The organism is Xenorhabdus indica, from assembly GCF_014467235.1.
Taxonomy (GTDB): Bacteria; Pseudomonadota; Gammaproteobacteria; order Enterobacterales; family Enterobacteriaceae; genus Xenorhabdus; species Xenorhabdus indica.
The window spans coordinates 66,848-87,420 of sequence record NZ_NKHP01000008.1; the positions used below are offsets into that span (position 1 = coordinate 66,848).

Genomic DNA, 20,573 nt, shown 5'->3' on the forward strand with positions numbered 1-20,573 from the left:
GGTCATGGTGACAGTGAAATAAGCGCGGAGCATCTTAAAGAGATCCTGGCAAAATGTAAACGTAGCAAAGAAGATATTTTTCAGTGTACTTCTGTATTAACAAATAGCTGTATTAACAAATCACTATGTTAACAAGTTATCGACAGAAGAAGATCTGAACAGCAAAATATCCTCCGGCTGTTGCCGGAGGCAAATATCATAACTCAGCTTTCAAGTGCCTTGGTGATTTTTTCAAACAAGTCACCAGATAAGTTTTCCAATTCTTTCAATTCTTCTAAAGTAACACGCATCAGCGCCTGACGTTTTTCATCATAACGTTTCAAACGAATCAACGGTTCAATTAAACGTGACGCCACTTGTGGATTCCGGCTGTTCAGGTCAATCAATACTTCTTTCAAGAACTGATAACCACGCCCATCCTCAGCATGAAATGCTACTGCGTTATTGGCAAAGAAAGTTCTCAGTAACGAATAAACCCGATTTGGATTACTCAGACTGAAAGAACGATGCTTCATCAGGCTACGAACTTTATCAAGTACATCAAACGCCGGGCTAGTGGCTTGAAGGATAAACCACTTATCCATAACTAAACCATCTTGATGCCAACGTTGATCAAATTCATCCATCAGTTGATAACTGCAAGGCAATTCTGCCGCCATCGCCGCAGATAATGCAGCAATAGTATCCGTCATATTATCAGCCTGATAATATTGGGCAGCGATTAATTTATCTGCCTGCCCCTTATCTTCAATAAAAGCTAAATAATGCAGACAAATATTACGTAATGCTCGTTTCGCAATATCCTGGTGATTTACACGATATGTTCCTGTGTGAATGCTGTGATAAACAGCAGCAAATTCATCCGCCATTTCATTAGCCAGACTACGTGTGATGGCATAAATCACCTCATGAATAGCCTGTGGATCAATCACCGTAAACAACTCTGCCATTTCATTTTCAGATGGCAGTGTCAGGATCAGAGCGGCCAAGGCAGGGCCGATAGCCTTATCCAACAACACCGCACGGAATGCATCAATCACATGCATTGGTAACTCTATTGGCTGAGATTGCTGATAACGGGCAACATTCAGTTTTATATAATTAGCCAACAACGCTTGTGCGGCATCCCAACGGGAAAATTCATTACGTGCATGCTTCATTAAGAACGCCAATTGGGTATCATTATACAGATAATCCAATTTCACTGGTGCCGAGAATTCACGTAATAAAGAAGGAATCGGCCGTGACGGAACATCATCAAATACAAATGATTGTTCTGCATTGGTAACATTCAGGACATGGTGAACCAACTGACCATCACGGCATAATGGGATCACCCGACCATCTTCATCATACAACTCAATATCCAGCGGAATATGTAGTGGCAGTTTCATTTTCTGATCGGCAGTTGGTGGTGTCATCTGACTGACATGCAGAGTATATTGCCGTTTTTCTGCATCGTATTCATCGCGGACAGTCACTACTGGCGTACCGGATTGGCTGTACCAACGGCGGAATAATGACAAATCAACGTTTGAAGCATCTTCCATCGCCTGAATAAAATCGTCACAGGTTGCTGCACTCCCATCGTGACGATGAATATAAAGCTGCATCCCTGCTTGAAATTGTTCCTCACCCAGCAATGTATGGATCATTCGGATCACTTCCGAGCCTTTTTCATAGACTGTCAGCGTATAGAAATTATTCATTTCCATCACTTGATCAGGGCGGATAGGATGCGCCATTGGGCTGGCATCTTCAGCAAACTGTGCTGCGCGCATAACACGCACATTATTAATGCGGTTAACAGAGCGTGAACCTAAATCAGAACTGAATTCTTGATCACGGAATACTGTCAGCCCTTCTTTTAGGCTTAATTGGAACCAATCACGGCAAGTGATCTTATTTCCCGTCCAGTTATGGAAATATTCATGGCCAATCACGGCTTCAATGCCGAGATAATCCTTATCTGTTGCCGTTTCAGTTTTCGCTAATACATATTTGGAGTTAAAGATATTCAGCCCTTTATTCTCCATCGCCCCCATATTGAAGAAATCAACAGCGACGATCATGTAAATATCAAGGTCATACTCCAAACCAAAGCGAGTTTCATCCCACTTCATGGAGTTTTTCAGTGATGTCATGGCCCAATCGGCCCGATCCAAATTACCCCGGTCTACAAACAACTCCAGAGCAACTTCACGACCACTACGGGTAATAAAAGTATCATGCAAGACATCAAAATTCCCCGCCACCAACGCGAACAGATAAGAAGGTTTCGGGAATGGATCCTGCCATTTCACCCAATGGTGACCACCATCAAGATCTCCCTGCTCAACGCGGTTACCATTAGACAATAAGAAAGGATATTTAGACTTATCTGCGGTAATACGGGTCGTAAAACGGGCCAGTACATCCGGTCTGTCCAGATAATAAGTAATGTTACGAAAACCTTCCGATTCACACTGCGTACACAGAGCATCACCTGACACATACAGCCCTTCAAGTGCAGTGTTAGCAGATGGATAGTTTTCATTAACAATTTTCAGAGTAAACTGTACGGGTAATTGTTCTATGATTAATTGACCCTCCTGCTCCTGATAATGTTCCCACGCTATCTCATTAATATGGATACTCTTCAGTGTGAGATTTTCCCCATCCAAAATGAGTGGTGTAATGTCATTAATCAGACGTTTTACCTGGCTGGTTGCCGTGACAATTGTTTTATCTGCATCCAGAACAAAATCGAGATCAATATCTGTAATAGTGTAATCTGGCGCTTTATAATCCAGACGATGTTTAACAAGCCGTTGTTGTGTCATAAGAAACCTTTTTCATTACTAGATTGAGAAGCTAACGCTGCCACAGAGATCCCATCCTTTCAATCTTGAAATCTCTTTTTTCGAATGCTAATCATTTATTAAATAAAGGTATAAATGATGTAACCAGAATATTGGTGCTTTTGTGCTAATTGTCATCTCATAGTGTATTTAACATGATATCATCTATAAATTGATCAACCTTTAATCTCTATTGTCCGGAAAAATATATGTGATTATGTGGCTTTAATAACCTAATAATCGCGGTATACTCTTCCGACTTTATCGATTTAGCAGACACAAATGCTCCGCGAGGATGCTTGACGCGCCATGACTTTAGACGCTACCCCGATTATCAAATCACTGCTTGACACTGATGCTTATAAATTTCATATGCAGCAAGCGGTGTACCACCATTACAACAATATTCCTGTTGTTGCAGAATTTCGTTGTCGTAGTGATGAGCTACTCGGTGAATATGCCGAGGAATTACGTCATCAAATTAATATGATGGCTGATTTAGCCCTGACAGAACGCGAAGCCGAATATCTTTCCAGTTTACCGTTCTTTAAACAAGATTATCTGAACTGGTTCAAAACTTTTCGTTTTAATCCAGAACAAGTCGAAGTTTCTGTTACTGATAAGGGGCAGTTAACCATCAGAATTTCAGGTTTATGGCGTGACGTTATTCTATGGGAAGTTCCACTGCTTGCCTTAATTAGTGAACTGGTTCACCGCCATCGTTCTCCTGAAATAAAACCGGAAGTGGCTGTCAGTCAGCTCAGAAAGTTAATTGAGCTGTTCCATCAAGATGCCGCCGCAGAAAATATCGATTTGTCCGGTTTCAAGTTGATGGATTTTGGCACTCGACGTCGTTTTTCACATGAAGTGCAATATGCCATCGTCAAGGAGCTGAAAGAGAGCTTCCCTTATCTAATTGGCACCAGTAACTACCAACTGGCACAACAGCTGGATCTGGCACCTCTCGGCACACAAGCTCATGAGTGGTTTCAGGCACATCAGCAAATCAGCCCTGAACTCGCTAACAGCCAGCGGGCAGCATTACAGATTTGGTTAAGTGAATATCCAGAGCAGTTAGGCATTGCCCTGACAGATTGCATTACGATGGATGCATTCCTGCGGGATTTTGATAAATCCCTCGCTACTGCTTATAACGGTCTGCGCCATGACTCCGGCGATCCCATCGAATGGGGTGAAAAAGCGATTACACACTACCAATCACTGGGTATCGATCCACAGACCAAAACATTAGTATTTTCGGACAGTCTGGATCTGCAAAAATCACTGGGTCTCTATCAACATTTTTACAAGCGAATCAATGTTATGTTTGGCATTGGCACACGGTTGACCTGTAATATTCCGGGCATAAAACCGCTGAATATTGTGATTAAACTCGTTGAATGCAATGGTAAACCGGTGGCTAAGCTATCTGACAGCCCAGGAAAAACCATTTGTGAAGATGTTGAGTTTGTCAACAGATTACGCAGAGCATTTGATATACCGGAAATGAAAAAAGCCGTGTAGTTTCCAGTATAATCTCTACCGGTTGTTTCCGGCATAACCTGTCACATTCCGGTTATGTCGGGAAGAAAAATATCTTTTCTCTTTATTTCCCTGTTAATCCCTTTAATTTCTGCTTGTTTCCTGTGAGATGACAAGTAAGATAATGGGCCATAGTGTTTATTTGACACTATTTACAATAAATCTAATTAATTATTTCACTATCATATAAAAGAAGAGAGAAATTTATGAGCGTAGCGCCTGTAGTCGATGTACTGCAAGGCCGTGTTCCGGTTGGCAGCGAAGTCACCGTCCGCGGCTGGGTACGTACAAGGAGAGATTCTAAAGCTGGTATCTCATTCCTCGCCGTCTATGACGGTTCCTGCTTTAATCCATTACAGGCCGTCGTTAATAATAATTTACCTAATTACCAGGATGAAATTCTGAATCTGACTACTGGCTGCTCTGTGGAAGTGACTGGCACAGTAGTAGAATCACAAGGTAAAGGCCAGAGTTTCGAGCTGCAAGCAACCAAAGTAGTTGTTATTGGTATGGTGGAAGATCCTGATACTTACCCAATGGCGGCGAAACGCCACAGCATCGAATACCTGCGTGAAGTGGCCCACCTCCGCCCACGTACCAACCTGATTGGTGCAGTTGCCCGTGTTCGTCACACTCTGGCACAAGCTCTGCATCGTTTTTATCATGAGAAAGGTTTCTTTTGGGTATCTTCACCCTTGATCACTGCTTCAGATACCGAAGGTGCAGGTGAAATGTTCCGCGTTTCCACTTTGGATCTGCAAAACCTGCCACTGACAGATAAAGGTGAAGTTGATTTCAGTAAGGATTTCTTCGGACGTGAAGCCTTCCTGACAGTATCTGGCCAGTTGAACGGTGAAGCCTATGCCTGTGCATTGAGCAAAGTCTATACCTTCGGGCCGACTTTCCGTGCTGAAAACTCCAATACCAGCCGCCATCTGGCTGAGTTCTGGATGCTTGAGCCAGAAGTCGCTTTTGCCGATTTGAACGATATCGCCAAACTCGCTGAAGAAATGCTGAAGTATGTCTTCAAGGCAGCTTTGGCAGAACGTGCTGATGATCTCGCTTTCTTTGCAGAACGTGTTGATAGCGAAGTCATTACCCGACTGGAAAAATTTGTTGATTCAGACTTTGTTCAGTTGGATTACACTGATGCCATTGAAATTCTGGAAAACTGTGGTCATAAATTTGAAAACCCTGTTTACTGGGGTGTTGATTTGGCATCTGAACATGAGCGTTATCTGGCAGAGAAGCACTTTGGTGCACCAGTTATTATGAAAAACTATCCAAAAGACATCAAAGCCTTTTACATGCGCATGAATGAAGATGGTAAAACTGTTGCTGCAATGGATGTTCTGGCGCCAGGCATTGGTGAGATTATTGGTGGTTCCCAACGTGAAGAACGTTTGGACATGCTGGATAAGCGTATGGAAGAGATGGGACTGAATAAAGACGATTATTGGTGGTATCGTGATCTACGCCGTTATGGCACTGTTCCTCATTCTGGTTTCGGTCTGGGCTTTGAACGTCTGGTGGCTTATGTCACTGGTGTATCAAATGTACGCGATGTTATCCCATTCCCACGGACACCAAGAAACGCAAGTTTCTAATGAATCAGCTCAATAAATAAGCAAAGTTTAATCCTAAGAAAAGCCAGCATTTGCTGGCTTTTTTCATTCTATGGCGAAAACAGTGCAAAAAAAGTTCCTTGACATTTACAATTTGAAATATCTATTTTCATTTCGTTACTAATATTGTGCTTTTGTAGCATTTTGAAGGTGGATAAAACCTATGACCAATGGAACACTGAGCGCAGATTAATAAGACACTTGATACCCATAAATAGTTCCAAAAACTTTAGTGTTCTGTTTCTGGCAGTAACAGATGTCTGAATAACACCAATGAGGGTAATAATAATGAAGCGCAATATTCTTGCAGTGGTAATTCCAGCTCTGCTGGTTGCTGGTACAGCAAACGCAGCCGAAATTTTCAACAAAGATGGTAACAAACTGGATCTGTACGGTAAAGTAGACGTGCGTCATCAGTTCTCCGATAAGAGAAGCAAAGAAGATGGTGATGCTTCTTACGCTCGTATCGGCATCAAAGGCGAAACTCAGATCTCTGATCAACTGACTGGTTTCGGTCGTTGGGAATACAACCTGAAAGCTCACACTGAAGAAGGTAAGCAAGATACTGCTACTCGTCTGGCTTTTGCGGGTTTGAAATTCGCTAACTACGGTTCACTGGATTACGGTCGTAACTACGGCGTAAACTACGACATTAACGCATGGACTGACGTACTGCCAATCTTTGGTGCTGATTCCATGGCTAAAACTGATAACTATATGACTGGCCGTGCTACTGGCCTGTTGACCTACCGTAACACTGACTTCTTTGGTCTGGTTGATGGTCTGAACTTTGCTCTGCAATATCAGGGTCAAAACAGCGATCGTACTAAAAACAATCGCAGTGGTGATAAAGCAAACGGTGATGGTTACGGTTTAGCTGTTACTTATAACATAATCGATGGTCTTACTGTTGGTGGTTCTTACGCTAACTCTGCTCGTGCAAATGGCCAATGGAATACTAGTTATGCCCACGAAAAACATGCATATGCCCACGGCAAACGTGCAGAAGCATGGAACATCGGTGCTAAATACGATGCTAACAACGTATATCTGGCAGCAATGTACGGCGAAACTCGCAATATGACCCCTGGTTCAGTAAAAATTGCTGGTGACGAATACAAAGGTATTGCTAATAAAACTCAAAACGTTGAATTAGTTGCACAATACCTGTTCGCTGACTATGGTCTGAAACCATCTCTGGCTTATGTTCAATCCAAAGGTAAAGATCTGAATCGTAACAACGATGTCAAAGGTATCAACGCTGATCTGGTTAAATATGTTTCTGTAGGCTCTTACTACTACTTTAACAAAAACCTGTCTACCTATGTTGATTACAAAATCAACCTGTTGGACAAAAAAGAAGGTCAAGACACAGGTGCTCGTAACGTATTCGGTGTTGGCCTGACTTATCAGTTCTAATCATTTCTGATAAAACTGTTTAACGAAAAGTTAAACAAATTTATCTTAGAAAAGCAGCGCTCTGGCGCTGCTTTTTGTATTTTACTTTACTGTTTTTTCTGACTATTTTCTTCACTCCGTAAACTACTTCACAAGATTTTATTCTTTTTACTACTAGTGGTTGGCAAATGAGTTCCTTAAGGTTACCCTGAGCGGCGTATAACTCATTTTGGGCTTAACTCTCCAAATTTTGGAATTGAAAAAATGTTTGAGAAAATCACCGCAGCGCCTGCCGACCCCATCCTTGGTTTAGCAGATAGTTTTAAAACTGATCCCCGCGAAAATAAAATCAACCTGGGTATTGGTGTCTACAAAGATGAAACCGGTAAAACCCCTGTCCTGACGACCGTTAAAAAAGCAGAAAAACTCCTGCTGGAAAATGAAACCACTAAAAATTATCTGGCAATTAGCGGATTACCGGAATTTGGTCGCGTAACTCAAGAACTGCTCTTCGGCAACACCAGCACTATCGTTACTGACAAACGCGCCCGTACTGTACAAAGCCCAGGTGGAACAGGTGCGCTGCGTATTGCCGCTGATTTTATTGCTAAACAAACCAATGCCAAACGTGTTTGGATCAGCAACCCGACCTGGCCAAACCATAAAGGCGTTTTCACCAGCGCAGGTTTAGAGATCCGCGAATACAACTACTACGATGCGGAAAAACACGCACTGGATTTCGAAGGTATGCTTGCCAGTCTGTCTGAAGCACAGGCAGGTGATGTTATTCTGCTGCATGGCTGCTGCCATAACCCAACCGGTATTGATCCAACCGCTGAACAGTGGCAGAAACTGGCAGATTTATCTGCGGCAAATGGCTGGTTGCCTGTATTCGATTTCGCTTATCAGGGTTTTGCCAAAGGGCTGGATGAAGACGCCGAAGGTCTGCGCATTTTTACTAAAAATCACAATGAACTACTCGTTGCCAGCTCTTACTCCAAAAACTTCGGCCTGTACAACGAGCGTGTAGGTGCTTGCACTATCGTTGCAGCAGATAGTGACACCGCAGAAAAAGCATTCAGTCAGGCGAAATCTATTGTTCGTACCAACTACTCCAATCCACCAGCACATGGTGCATCTGTAGTAACAACCATTTTGTCCAACGAAGAACTGAAAACAGAATGGATTCAGGAATTGGCAGCAATGCGTGAACGCATTCAGCGCATGCGCCAGTTGTTTGTAAACACGTTGCAGGAAAAAGGGACAAAACAAGATTTCAGCTTTATCATCGCTCAAAATGGTATGTTCTCATTCAGTGGTCTGACTAAAGAACAAGTTGAGCGCCTGCGTGAAGAATACGCTGTTTATGCGGTTAGCTCCGGTCGTATTAACGTAGCAGGCTTAACATTGGAGAACATGGTTCCTCTGTGTGAAGCTATCGTTGCTGTGCTTTAACTTTCATAGGTACATAAAGCATCCTGATAATAAAGCCGCTTATTTAGCGGCTTTATTATTTTTACCTCAAAATCCTGGGCCTGAAAACTAATTGAGCGGTTTTACAAAAAGGGGTTAGTTTTTCGCTCATGGCCCAAGGTTGACATTGGCCCATGTCCGGGAATAAATTGATAATCATCTCCCAAAGGTAACACTTTTTCTTTAATAGATTGAATCAACTCATCATAATTTCCACCCGGAAAATCCGTGCGCCCGATACTGCCTTTAAACAGTACATCCCCCATTGAGATTAATTTCTCAGTATGATTAGCAAAGATAATATGCCCTGGAGTGTGTCCCGGACAATGCAAAACAGAAAGTCGGATGTAGCCTATTTGTAATGTATCCCCTTCATCCAGCCAACGTTCAGGAGTAAAGGATGGGCATTCTTTGACACCAAACATCTGACACTGAACTTCTAATGCTTCTATCCAATACGCATCGGCTTTATGTGGCCCATGAACCGGCACATTAAAATGAGTAGCAATATCAACAGTTGCACCAACATGATCAAAGTGACCATGTGTCAGTAAAATTTGAGTTAACTTTAACCCCCGACGTTCTATTTCAGATATCAGTTTTTCAGCTTCACCACCGGGATCAACAATTGCAGCCTCCAGAGTTTCCTCGCACCAGATCAACGTACAATTCTGCATCGCAGCGGTGACAGGCATAATGTGGTATTTCATTGTATTACTTAACTCCACAATCAGGATAATTTCTTAATATACCCAATAAATTTTCAAGTTATAGCACTGCGAACAGAGAAACAACTTGAAAAATGAAAGAATATATTAAGATTACCACGTCCTGACCGGGCCTGTATCAATATGAATAAAATTACTTTTTGGATAGAACCCTACTCCACCTGCTCTCATCTTCAATGCCGCCTTACAAATATGTGTCAGCTCCACCCCATCGATATGAAAATCCATTGCCTGACCACGGGTATGATAACTATGTTTTGCCACACCAGAGCTTTTATGGCGTAACATATTATTAGTTTTTAATGAACGATAGCCCGATATCAACTGAATAGATTTATTTATTCCCATTATCATTTGTAATAAGTAAATCTGGTCAAATAACTTCGGATCAATTGTTTTGATTTCATTTTGGCGATAATCACGGAATAAATAATTCAGACGATCAAGTTCGGATTTGTTATATTGGTGACCGTCAAAAAATTCGGTTTTAATGGTTTCTCCGGTATGGAGATTATCTATATGCAGGCTTCTGGGGCGTAGAGTTGTCAATGTGGCTAATGCATGTTGAGGCAATAAACCTAACCCCAATGCAACCATACCTACGCCGAGCCACTTACGGCGGTTATGATCAATATTATTCATGTATTATGCCCTGCTATTCTATGATTTATCCCCCATTGTCTTTCAAGATATGGCTTTATTCTTTATTGACTATATTTTGAAATTCATAGAGGTATATAGATAATTTCAAAACTATATTAACAATTATATTTAATCAATTAACAATACAGCAACAAACAAAAAATATTTCCTCCTACTTTTGTATATTACTGTAAATTTACCAGTTAATATTTGTGATCTGCTTTACGTATCACGATTTATATTAAACACAATTTAAATACTTATGTTGAATTAATGCAAAATATTATTTGAACGGATTAAGATAACTACGTTGTAATTAAAAGAAAAACAACCAGAAGGGATAAAAAATAAGTGGCAGAAAAAATAGCAGTGAGAAGATAAATTCCTTACTTTCACTGCATAGATGCGATTATTAATCTTTTCATTTATAATTTAATAAAAATTATGGTGACAATATATCTCGTTTGATTGCCAAAAGTTGGGACACCAGTTCAGATTTTTTTCTGGCATTGCTATCATATTCATAAATATCTTCCCGATATTGAGGCTTTCCTTTTTCATCGACCCAAGCTGTCTGATAATAAAGGAATACTGGGATTTTTTTCGGTATATTCACATACCTTGTTGTCCATGTTCTCAAAGAATTATTCACACGATGTTTATCCCAACCCGCATCTCCCAATAGCATATTGGCTAATTCAGGTGCTTTGTTAACACGTACACAACCTGAACTAATCGCTCTCATTTCCCGATTAAATGATGCCTGATTTGGTGTATCATGCAAATATATTGCCTCTGAGTTTGGCATATTAAACTTAAATCGTCCTAATGAGTTAGTTGGGCCCGGAGCTTGCCGTATCCGATAAGGGAAATTGCCAGGTGTTATTACTCGCCAATTAATTGATGAGGGATTGATAACTGTAGCATCACTATGCCAACTGGAAAAAATAGTATAACCACGACTACGAAAATAATTGGGATCACGCATGGCTCTTGGTGCTATATCTTTGCGGATCATACTGACAGGAACAGTCCAGGGAGGGTTGATTACCACATTATTCATCTCACTGCTCATAATCGGTGTCTTTCGGCTTGGACGTCCAACAACAACTTTAGAAGTTAAGACTTTTTCGCCATCCAAATAATAAAATAACGAATAATTCGGAATATTCACTAAAATTGCGGTAGGAAGATTCTCAGGAATAATGCGTAATCGCTGCATATTCAAAGCCATAATTCTGGCACGAGTTTGTGGCGTAGTATTTAGCCATACCCTTGTAGATTGCCCAATAACACCATCAGCAGGTAATCCATGTAAAGATTGAAAGCGTTTTACAGCAGCGACTAACTCTTTGTTATAAAATTGATTTTCTGGCCTGACTACTGATGCATCCAAAGTATCAGCTCGGATCAATATATTTCTTAATACGGTGACACTTTTACTACTTTGTCCGGGTCTTAACGTTTCTTTCATCAAAAATTCAGACCACGGCTGCTTATCTGATAATTGTTTTAGCATCTCACTGCGCATATTTTCATACATAGAATGATTAGGAGATAATCCCGAAATATAATCACTAAGGCTATTATGAGAAATATTTTTTTGCCAATTATCAATTGAAGCAGAAGAAGGTAAATCGATTTTATAAGGTGTTTTGCTATATAACCATGAATCCCCTTTCTTATGAATGTTATTAATGAAATGAAGATAACCTAGCATAGCATCAGATAGAATAACATCTCGTCCCATATCACTTAATTCAGGAGAATTAAGTTGCACAAGCCATTTTCCAAATTGGGGCTGAAACCCTGCTAACGATAAATCAAATAATTGTCGTTCAAAATGTTGTATAGCATTTTCATCCTGCCATAATGGTTTCATGTTATTTACCGAATACAATCTGGCTAACTTATCAGAGAAAACAGGGATTATTTTTTTCGGTAATAAATTCTGTAATTGTTCCTTACTTTCTTCAAGAGAATTTGTTAAAAATACAGGAGCTATCTGAGTAGTGGTTATGTTGCTATCTGCTTTTTTTTGTTCCCCTGACAATTGCTGGACATCATTTGTTATCAATCTATTTTGTTGATTGGCAAAGATACCCTCTGATACCACTAATATGCTACAAATAAAAGAAAATTTCAGTAATCTTACCGTATTATTTGCCATAAGAGTTCACCTCGCTTTTTATGTATACCCCTCTTTTTCATAGAGACAACTTAATCGACTGAATTCATCAGCCTTAGCACTGTACATGAGATTTACTGGGTATATCTGGCTATCCAATGACTTATTCTAATTATCGGCAGAGCTATTTTATCAGAAGAAAATAATAGTAATTATATACATAATTATTTATTAAGACAGAAAGATTTTCAATTATATACAATTACATGAGTCAAAAGAAAATTTTCACTATAATAATTTAGATTATGTTAATCTTAAAAAAGAAAAGGCACTTAAAGTTCCATTAATGAGAAATAAACATAATAAACTTTTATATTAATATTCTGAGTTAATCACCAACTCTTCTCCAAATTTTCCTGCTTTAGGTAAAAGTTGATAAGAAGAATCAGATGCTCTCTCATCCAGCTAATTTTATTATTTTTACCAGGATCATCACCAGAAAAAATAATAAGGTTCATTTTATCAGCAGGAATATGGAGCTCTTCCTGTAAATATTTGGTCACTGTTTCTGTTTTGGTTTTAGTGCGTCCTGTGATGAATTTGCTCTGGCAATTGTATTTTTGCCTGGGCTATACCGTTTAAACCAACAGCAAGCGCAGTCAGCATCACTTTATGCATCGTTTTTCCTTCTGCCATCTTGGTCACAATGGCATAGAATAATAAACACTCCTATTTCAAAACGTTATCATTATCTTTATAAATTAAAAGCCGTCATTTGATTGAATGACGGCTTTAATCTATTAGTTTAAAAAAAATTATCTTTAGAATATCACTTGAGCTTGCTCTTGCCGCTGTTCGATAGCAGGCACTTCCTGTCCAAAACCTCGCAACCCAACAACATGCACATGTTCCTGATTATTGAAGATTTTACGCACCAGTTTATAGGTTGTCCCTTTCTCTGGGCTGATATTCTCTGGCGCTGCGATAATTAACTGCATATGTAAACGTTCACATAATTCAAACAATGTCGCAATTGACTTTGCATCCAAACGGGCCGCTTCATCAAGGAACAGCAAACGACATGGAGAGATATCTTTGCCACGCAGACGACGGGATTCCTCTTCCCAACTCTGTACAACCATCACCAGAATTGACATCCCCGTACCAATCGCTTCACCTGTGGAAAGTGCCCCACTTTCCGCTTTCAGCCAACCGTCCGAACCACGGTTTACCTCGACTTCCAATTCAAGGTAATTACGATAGTCCAGTAGTTCTTCACCAATTGTTTGAGGTAAACGCTGCCCCATATCGATTTGCGGATTCAAACGCTGATAAAGTTTGGCCATTGCTTCCGAGAAAGTCAGACGCTGGCTATTAAACAGATCCTGGTGCTGCTCCTGCTGTTCAGAAAGTACATCCAGCAAAACAGAGTGGCTTTCACGTACATTCACATTCAGGCGTACACCACCTACCTGACCGAATGCAACAGTCTGCAACCCCTGGTTCAGCATACGAATACGGTTCTGCTCACGCTGAATGGTTTTACGGATGATATTGGCTACACTTTTAGAGCTAATGGCCAATTTTTGCTCGCGTGCTGTCAATTCCTCCGTTAAGCGAGCCAGTTCAATCTCCATTTGTTCAATGGCATCAACTGGATCATCGGTACGAATAATATCCTGACGAATTCTCTCACGCAGATGTTGGTACACAGCGACAAAGAACTGAATCTTACGTTCAGGACGTTTCGGATCTTCAGACAATCGCAATGCGTCACGCAAATGCTCATTATCCGCTACCGCAAGACGCAACGCTCCCAACGCCTTATCTGACATTGAACGTAACGCATCACCATCCATATAAGCCAGTTCACGACGATGGAGGCGACGTTCAACACCATTGTCTTTCACCATCCGCATTACAGCACACCAGCCAGCTTTAGAAGAAACCACCTGATCCCGTTTCAGATAATAATCACGCTCAGATTTACGCAGCTTTTTGTGGAGGTTTTCTATTTCGGCCTCACAGAATGCAATTTGTTTCTCAAGCTGATTAATTCGGGAACGATTAGTTTGCACGGCGGTATGAAGCTGATCACGACGTTCACGGGCACGACTCTCTGCATCGGCATCAGCCTGAACACCGATCTCTTTCATCTCTTGCTCAAGTTCCTGCAACATATCCCGTTTGGTGTCATAAGAACTCTTCAATGAGGCCAATACCTGACTAAACTGAGCACATTGCGATTGCTGCTGGCGCAATTGTTCACGGGCACGGCGGCGATCAGATTCCGCATGTTCAAGACGCTGACGCAGTTTGTCATTCAAGTCACTATTTTCACTAAGCATTCCCGCCGAGTCGCTGTAACTGAAATGCGCACGACGTTGTACTACTTCAGTCAGAGCAAAAGCCTGTTGTTTAGCCTTAATTTGACTATGCTTAGCTGCTTCATAATCCCGTTGTAACTGTTCATGTTGTTGGGGATCACTTTGTAAAACGGAAACCAATGGCTCAAGTTTATTCAGCGCACCACCATACTGTTGTAAGAAACGAACTGCATCTTGTGCTTCAACCATTTCTTCACGCACGGTTTCTACACGATCAATCAGTGTTTCATCCAACAAAATCGTGACTTGCGGAATCAACCGATTCAGTACAGATAAACTCTCTTTTACCTGAGACTGTTTTTGTTGATATTGTTGAGTCTGAGTCTCAAATTGTGACAATTCTCGTTCCAGCTCTGTACGGCGCTGGCTTAGGCTACGAATTTCAACTTCCGGATCGTTATCAAACGCTACGGATAAGTGTTTACCAACAAAACGACTGAAAGCCTGATGCGCACGTTGGATTTTCTGTACATCAAATGAGAGCGTTGCGTAACGCTCTGCCAGTGTATCACGCTCCAGGCTAAGAGCTTCCAGACGGTTTTCCCTTGCCGCCCGCCCAAAAAGTGGCACTTCAGGATAACGGGAATAGCGCCACTGGCGATCGGAGGATTTCACCAGAACTGCATTTTCCTGCTCTTCAAAATGGAATACGCTGTCATCGAATGATTGTGGATCACCCTCAATCAGATAGAGATCTTCCGGGCAATCTTCCAATGCTTCCAAATGTGGACGTACCAGAGAGAGATCAGGTACAACAATCGCATGACGTGCAGGGCCATATAGCGCAGAGAAATAAGGTGCATCGTCAATGGTAATATCATCGTAAATCTCTGAGAGAAGAACGCCACCAAAACGCTCCGCCAGTGCCAACAATCGGCTATCTTCTGCACCACTCGGCTGGCTCAGACGCTCAATCTGTTTTTCGAATTCACGTTTCTGTGCCGCCACATCGTCACGTTCAACAGTGATTTCACGTTCTTGTTCCAGCAACTGCTGCATATATTCCGTAACATCATTACCACTTTCGAACGTTTCACCACTCTGCTCACTAAGTTGGTTCAGCATTTCCTGCGCAGCCAGCCAAACAGGGGCACGTGATGTCAATCCTTGAATTTTCTGCTTGAGTTGCTCAAGTTCTTGGCGCATCTGCATACGGCGCTCACCACTTTTATGCGCACTCTGGCTTAATTCTTCTAGCTGGGCTTCTAATTCACCCTGCAATGCTTCCAGATCTTCCGCCTGATATTGCTGGTGATGGCGTTTACAGAAGTCTTCCAGCAAACGCTCTGCGTTTTGCTGGCTGTTCAACCGTTGTTCCAGTTCAGCCAGTTGAATACGCAATGGTTGAATGCGATCAGCCAAATGACGCTGAGATGGCCATTCACGCAGTACTTCGCGAGCACTTTGCCATGCTTCGCTGCGGCTGACTTCACCAACAACACTTTTTACTAGCTGGTAAGCTTGCTCGAACTGGCTATGAGCGGCATCGGCCACACTCAGCTTTTGTTCCAATGACAACAGGGTTTCTGTTGCCTGCTGCTCTTTAGCCTGATAGGTTTCTTGCCATTCTTCTGCATTTTCTATCGACAATTCAGGAAGCTGGCAAAACTCACGGGCACGTTCCAACGCTTGCAATGCCTGCTGGTATTGAATTGCACGGGTTTGTTGTACATCTAATGCCTGCTGATAATCAGCAAGCTGGCTTTTCAATTCGTCAACTTCCTGTTCAGCAGCCTCAGAAACCGCCTCATATTCGGCCTGCAATTCCTTCGCTTCCTCAACGACTTCAGTTTGTTCTTCCAGTCGATAAGTCAGTTCTTCAACATCAGCCTGGTAACGGTCAATTTTCTCCTGCTGGCGCATGGCTGTTTGCACCAGATTCAGGTGATCACTGGCTGCCTGATAATCCATCTCCAAATCAGAAGATGCGTCATTCTGTTCAGCAAGTTCCCGTGCCATCTCAACATGGCGATACTGTTCCGTCACTAGCTGACGACGGCCCGCAAACAATTCACTACGTAAAGCCAGTGCTTCATCTAAATGGATGCGACGCTCGTTAGCATGACGCATGTAATCAGCCGAAACATATGCCGTCGCTTCAGTGATAAGATGCTTAAACAAATCGCGGTCAGATTGAGTGACACGAATGGCTTCCAGCGTAATACGGTTTTCACGCAGAGCGGCTTCCATATCCTGAAATGCTTTTCTGACACCACTATTTTCTGGCAATAAGTAATCACGCAATGAACGGGTAATGGCACTGGAAATCCCGCCATACAGCGATGCTTCGATCAAACGGTAAAACTTGCTGCGATCACTGGCAGAACGCAGACGTTTTGGGATCACACCTAAATCAAACATCAAGGCATGGTAGTCAGCGATGGAGTTGAATTGTTTGAACTGGACGCCATCCATCTCATCAAGACGCTCTTTCAGTTCATTTAATGGCAGAACCCGCGCCTGACGTTCGCTGATGTTTTCGGTTAATAACTGTGTCGGCTGAATTGATGCAGGGACACCCTGGATCATAAAGGGCTTAATATCAACTTTCCGGTCTCGACCGGCAACCTGCTGCAAACGTACACCGGCAATGATCCGCTGATGACGGGAATTAACAACATCCAGTACAGAATAACAAACACCTGCACGCAGTTTTCCGTGCAGACCTTTATCACGGGAACCACTTGTTGCTCCTGCCTCCGTGGTATTACGGAAATGCAATAGCGTCAGGTCAGGGATCAAAGCCGTGACAAATGCTGCCATCGTCGTGGATTTACCCGCACCATTACCACCAGATAACGTGGTTACCAGTTCATCAAGATCAAACGTTCTGGCAAAAAAGCCGTTCCAGTTAACAAGTGTCAGTGAGCGAAATTTACCGCGTTCAATCATGACTGCTCATCCTCCGCACCTTCTGCTGAATGCACCGATGCTTCTTCGTGTTCACTACCTTCTCGCGATAAGCTACTTTCCACCGACATCGCCTCTCCATCACGGATCATCCGTAACTGAGCTTCACGTGGATCATCACCGCTACGCACATCTGCACCGAAACGAAATACAGCTTCGGTGATCGTAAATTTATTACTGTCATTTTGCAGGAAATAGACCATTCCTAAACGACGCAAACGGTTTAGGGAAGTACGTACTTTTTCCTGTAGTTTTAGTTTATCCAAATCAGAGCCAGTTGAGCGTTGGTTCAGCAATTTCATCAGCTTATTTTCATCTGCCAATGACAACAGCTCTTCATAAAGTTCCTGATAAGTAAATATGCCCTGATTGGATAAACGCTCCGGGCTGAGATAGAGATAGCACAGGATCTTACCCACCATCATATCCAACTCAGACAAAACAGAGCGGGAAATCAGTGTATTTGAACGCGGGCGTAAGTAGAAAAAACCTTCTGGTGCGCGAATTAACTCGACGTTATAACGTGAGTAAAAAGTTTCCAACTCCTCCTGAAAATCCATTAAAAAAGCATGATTATCAAGATCATCCATTCCAATATGACGCCCTGAACGAAGTTGGCTGTCTAATCCTGGAAAAAGTGTGTTGGATAATGCCTGAGCCAGTTTAACTGGCATAAATTGTTCAATATGTGTCGATGACATGTGCCTGCACCTTGGCTCCGTAATCATTAATCGCTAACCATTCCGCTGGCAACCCAGAGAAATCCGCTTCTGCAACGCCCAACCGTACTGCCTGATCCACCAGAATACGTGCCACATCAAAATGACGCTGGCGGGGATGCTGAGCAAGGTAGTCACGCAATACTGCCCCTAAATCCAATGGAAGTTTGGCCTGTTGGTAAATTGCCAGCGCCTGTTCCACCATCTCCGCCAGTTGCTCGTTGATTTCACTAAACTCTTCGTATTCCATTTCCGGTGGCAATTCACCCATGACTTCTTCATTGCGCAATGTTAGCTCTTCATCACGCATATCCAGCAAACGCTCTGCATTCGCGACAGTCAGCACCCACGGGTTATCAAAATAGTGTTGGATAGATTGGCGAAGACGCTGAGCAAAAATGCGGTTTTTATCCATGTCAATGGCAGTTCTAATAAATTTGTGAACATGGCGGTCGTAACCGATCCAAAGGTCAATAGCCTGCTGCCCCCAACTAATAATACGATCGAGTTTGTTTTGCAGATCAAAAACCAGTTTATCAACCAGCTCAGATCCCTCATTTACCATATTGGCATCCTGGATCCGCAGTAGATTAGCCTGTAGTTTATCACCGGCTGCCTCCAGTGTGTCCTGAAGCTCTTTCAGGGTTCCAGAGGTTTCAGACAGTAGCTGCTCACAGTTGGCGATAGCTGCCTGCCAATCCTGATTAAGCAACGCCGCAATATCTGCTTTTACGCTGTTTTGTTGCTCATCCATAATGCGCTGTGACATATCAATACTGTCAAATATTTCAGCTACTGAATATTTAAGTGGCGCAAACACATTGCGATGCCAATGAAATTCATCACCACTTTCTTCAGCAGCTTCAGCAGCACGATGCAGTTCACTGGCAACGATGGAAAGCTGCATGGAAAGACGCAATGTAGAGAATTCACGCTGGCGAATATAATAATCACTAATGCCAATCCCTAATGGAGTCAGGCGATAGATAGCATTACCCTCTGCTAATTCACTGGTAAAACGGCTAAGCAACTTTTGGCGCACCATGTCGTTAATGGCGTTGTTCGCCCTAACCGCAACCGCTTCCGCCGTTTGTTCAAAACCTTTACAAACCTCCCGGAAAGCATCAACCAGCTCTCCTTCACTCATTTCGCCATCAAGACGTTCATTATTCAATACAGCAATTGCCATCAAAAAAGCCAACCGCTCTGGTGGCAACGAAATGGAAAAATCATTCTTTCTGGCCCAGGACACAAGTTCAGGAACAGTCTGGGAATATTCACTCATAATTCGCTCTTTAAGGTAGGCTTGCGTGCCATCACATGAATGTAGCGTCCAAGGCTGATATAGGGCTCTTGTCTGCAATAACGTTGTTCAAGTTCTAGCAACGCTGGAAAATCTGTATCTTGCAATTGGCGACTTTGCAGGTAGTCGTGAAAAACCCTGACTCCTGTTTTTCCGGTTATTTCCATATTGAGCTCAACGAGCCATTGATATACCTGTTCAGGCACTAATGGATTCTGTGGCGATAGAGAACGCTTACGGCGACGCTGAATATTCGGCGTCGCCAAATGAAAATTACCCAAAATGGCATTGCGCATAACTAGTCCATTAGCATTATAAAACATTAATGAGAGTGCACCACCGGGCGTTATTATATCTCCCAATATTTCTATCGCATCTTTTTGATCGGTGATCCATTCCAATACCGCATGGAATAGAATTAAATCAACGGGCTGTTCAATATATCGGCGAATTTCCTGTACCGGACTTTGGATAAATTGCATCTGATGAAGAACGCCACGTTCTTCTGCATTACTTTTTGCCCGTTGGATCATTTCTTCAGAAAGGTCACATAATATTACCTGATGGCCTAATTCAGCTAATTGGCAAGCCATATTTCCTTCACCACCCCCTGCATCTAAAATACGCAGTGGTTGTTGAGGTAAATGGTTCAGCAATTCTTTGATATCCTGCCAGACAACGGCCTGTCTGATTTTACCTTTGGTTGTGCCGTAAATATTACGCGAAAATTTGTCTGCAATATCATCGAAATTGCGATCCCGCATGAAAAACTGCCTCACTTATCAACTAAGTTTGATGTATCTATTGAATATTTATGCTGTCTATTGCTATTTTTTTACTATTGTTATTTTGGCACAGTAATCAGTAAATTCACTACT

The 20,573-nt window shown here is 42.2% G+C and carries 12 protein-coding genes and 1 pseudogene; 4 read left to right on the forward strand and 9 right to left on the reverse strand.

Going from position 1 to position 20,573, the window contains the following annotated elements:
- Positions 1 to 203 precede the first annotated feature (203 nt).
- Positions 204 to 2,822: an aminopeptidase N gene (pepN, locus tag Xind_RS08275; RefSeq protein ID WP_187649835.1), complete on the reverse strand. Its 2,619-nt coding sequence runs from the start codon at positions 2,820 to 2,822 to the stop codon at positions 204 to 206.
- 327 nt (positions 2,823 to 3,149) lie between these two features.
- Here pepN and pncB point away from each other — a divergent pair, with 327 nt between their 5' ends.
- The 4 genes from pncB (at position 3,150) to Xind_RS08295 (ending at position 8,860) form a co-directional block, all read left to right on the forward strand.
- A complete protein-coding gene (gene pncB / locus Xind_RS08280) occupies positions 3,150 to 4,364 on the forward strand; it encodes a nicotinate phosphoribosyltransferase (protein WP_187649836.1) in 1,215 nt (404 codons plus the stop codon).
- Positions 4,365 to 4,588: 224 nt separating this feature from the next.
- Complete coding sequence (gene asnS, locus Xind_RS08285) at positions 4,589 to 5,989, forward strand: asparagine--tRNA ligase (protein WP_047678901.1); 1,401 nt, start codon at positions 4,589 to 4,591, stop codon at positions 5,987 to 5,989.
- A gap of 306 nt (positions 5,990 to 6,295) precedes the next feature.
- Entirely contained in the window at positions 6,296 to 7,426 is a 1,131-nt protein-coding gene (locus Xind_RS08290) for a porin (protein ID WP_187649837.1), read from the forward strand.
- A 243-nt stretch (positions 7,427 to 7,669) separates the two neighbouring features.
- Positions 7,670 to 8,860: an amino acid aminotransferase gene (locus tag Xind_RS08295; protein WP_187649838.1), complete on the forward strand. Its 1,191-nt coding sequence runs from the start codon at positions 7,670 to 7,672 to the stop codon at positions 8,858 to 8,860.
- Positions 8,861 to 8,961: 101 nt separating this feature from the next.
- Here the strand turns inward: Xind_RS08295 and Xind_RS08300 are convergent, their stop codons facing one another.
- The 8 genes and pseudogenes from Xind_RS08300 to cmoM form a co-directional block, all read right to left on the reverse strand.
- Complete coding sequence (locus Xind_RS08300) at positions 8,962 to 9,588, reverse strand: MBL fold metallo-hydrolase (RefSeq protein WP_187649839.1); 627 nt, start codon at positions 9,586 to 9,588, stop codon at positions 8,962 to 8,964.
- Positions 9,589 to 9,699: 111 nt separating this feature from the next.
- Positions 9,700 to 10,248 (reverse strand): peptidoglycan L,D-endopeptidase MepK, encoded by a 549-nt coding sequence (mepK, locus tag Xind_RS08305; RefSeq protein ID WP_187649840.1) that lies wholly within the window; start codon positions 10,246 to 10,248, stop codon positions 9,700 to 9,702.
- Positions 10,249 to 10,690: 442 nt separating this feature from the next.
- Positions 10,691 to 12,418, reverse strand: coding sequence for a L,D-transpeptidase (gene ldtD / locus Xind_RS08310; RefSeq protein WP_047678911.1), 1,728 nt, complete (start codon positions 12,416 to 12,418; stop codon positions 10,691 to 10,693).
- A 333-nt stretch (positions 12,419 to 12,751) separates the two neighbouring features.
- Positions 12,752 to 12,975: pseudogene (locus Xind_RS08315) on the reverse strand (HAD family hydrolase); the annotation flags it as partial.
- Between the two features lie 222 nt (positions 12,976 to 13,197).
- Entirely contained in the window at positions 13,198 to 17,655 is a 4,458-nt protein-coding gene (gene mukB / locus Xind_RS08320) for a chromosome partition protein MukB (protein WP_187649841.1), read from the reverse strand.
- The gene (mukE, locus tag Xind_RS08325) at positions 17,652 to 18,374 is read right to left on the reverse strand and encodes a chromosome partition protein MukE (protein WP_187649842.1); all 723 of its coding nucleotides are present in this window, start codon (positions 18,372 to 18,374) and stop codon (positions 17,652 to 17,654) included. Before mukE ends, mukB begins: the two co-directional genes overlap by 4 nt.
- Positions 18,355 to 19,677: a chromosome partition protein MukF gene (gene mukF / locus Xind_RS08330; RefSeq protein WP_047678917.1), complete on the reverse strand. Its 1,323-nt coding sequence runs from the start codon at positions 19,675 to 19,677 to the stop codon at positions 18,355 to 18,357. The genes mukE and mukF overlap by 20 nt, the downstream gene beginning before the upstream one ends.
- Positions 19,674 to 20,459, reverse strand: a complete 786-nt coding sequence (cmoM, locus tag Xind_RS08335; RefSeq protein ID WP_047678919.1) for a tRNA uridine 5-oxyacetic acid(34) methyltransferase CmoM — start codon at positions 20,457 to 20,459, stop codon at positions 19,674 to 19,676. Before cmoM ends, mukF begins: the two co-directional genes overlap by 4 nt.
- Between the last annotated feature and the right edge of the window lie 114 nt (positions 20,460 to 20,573).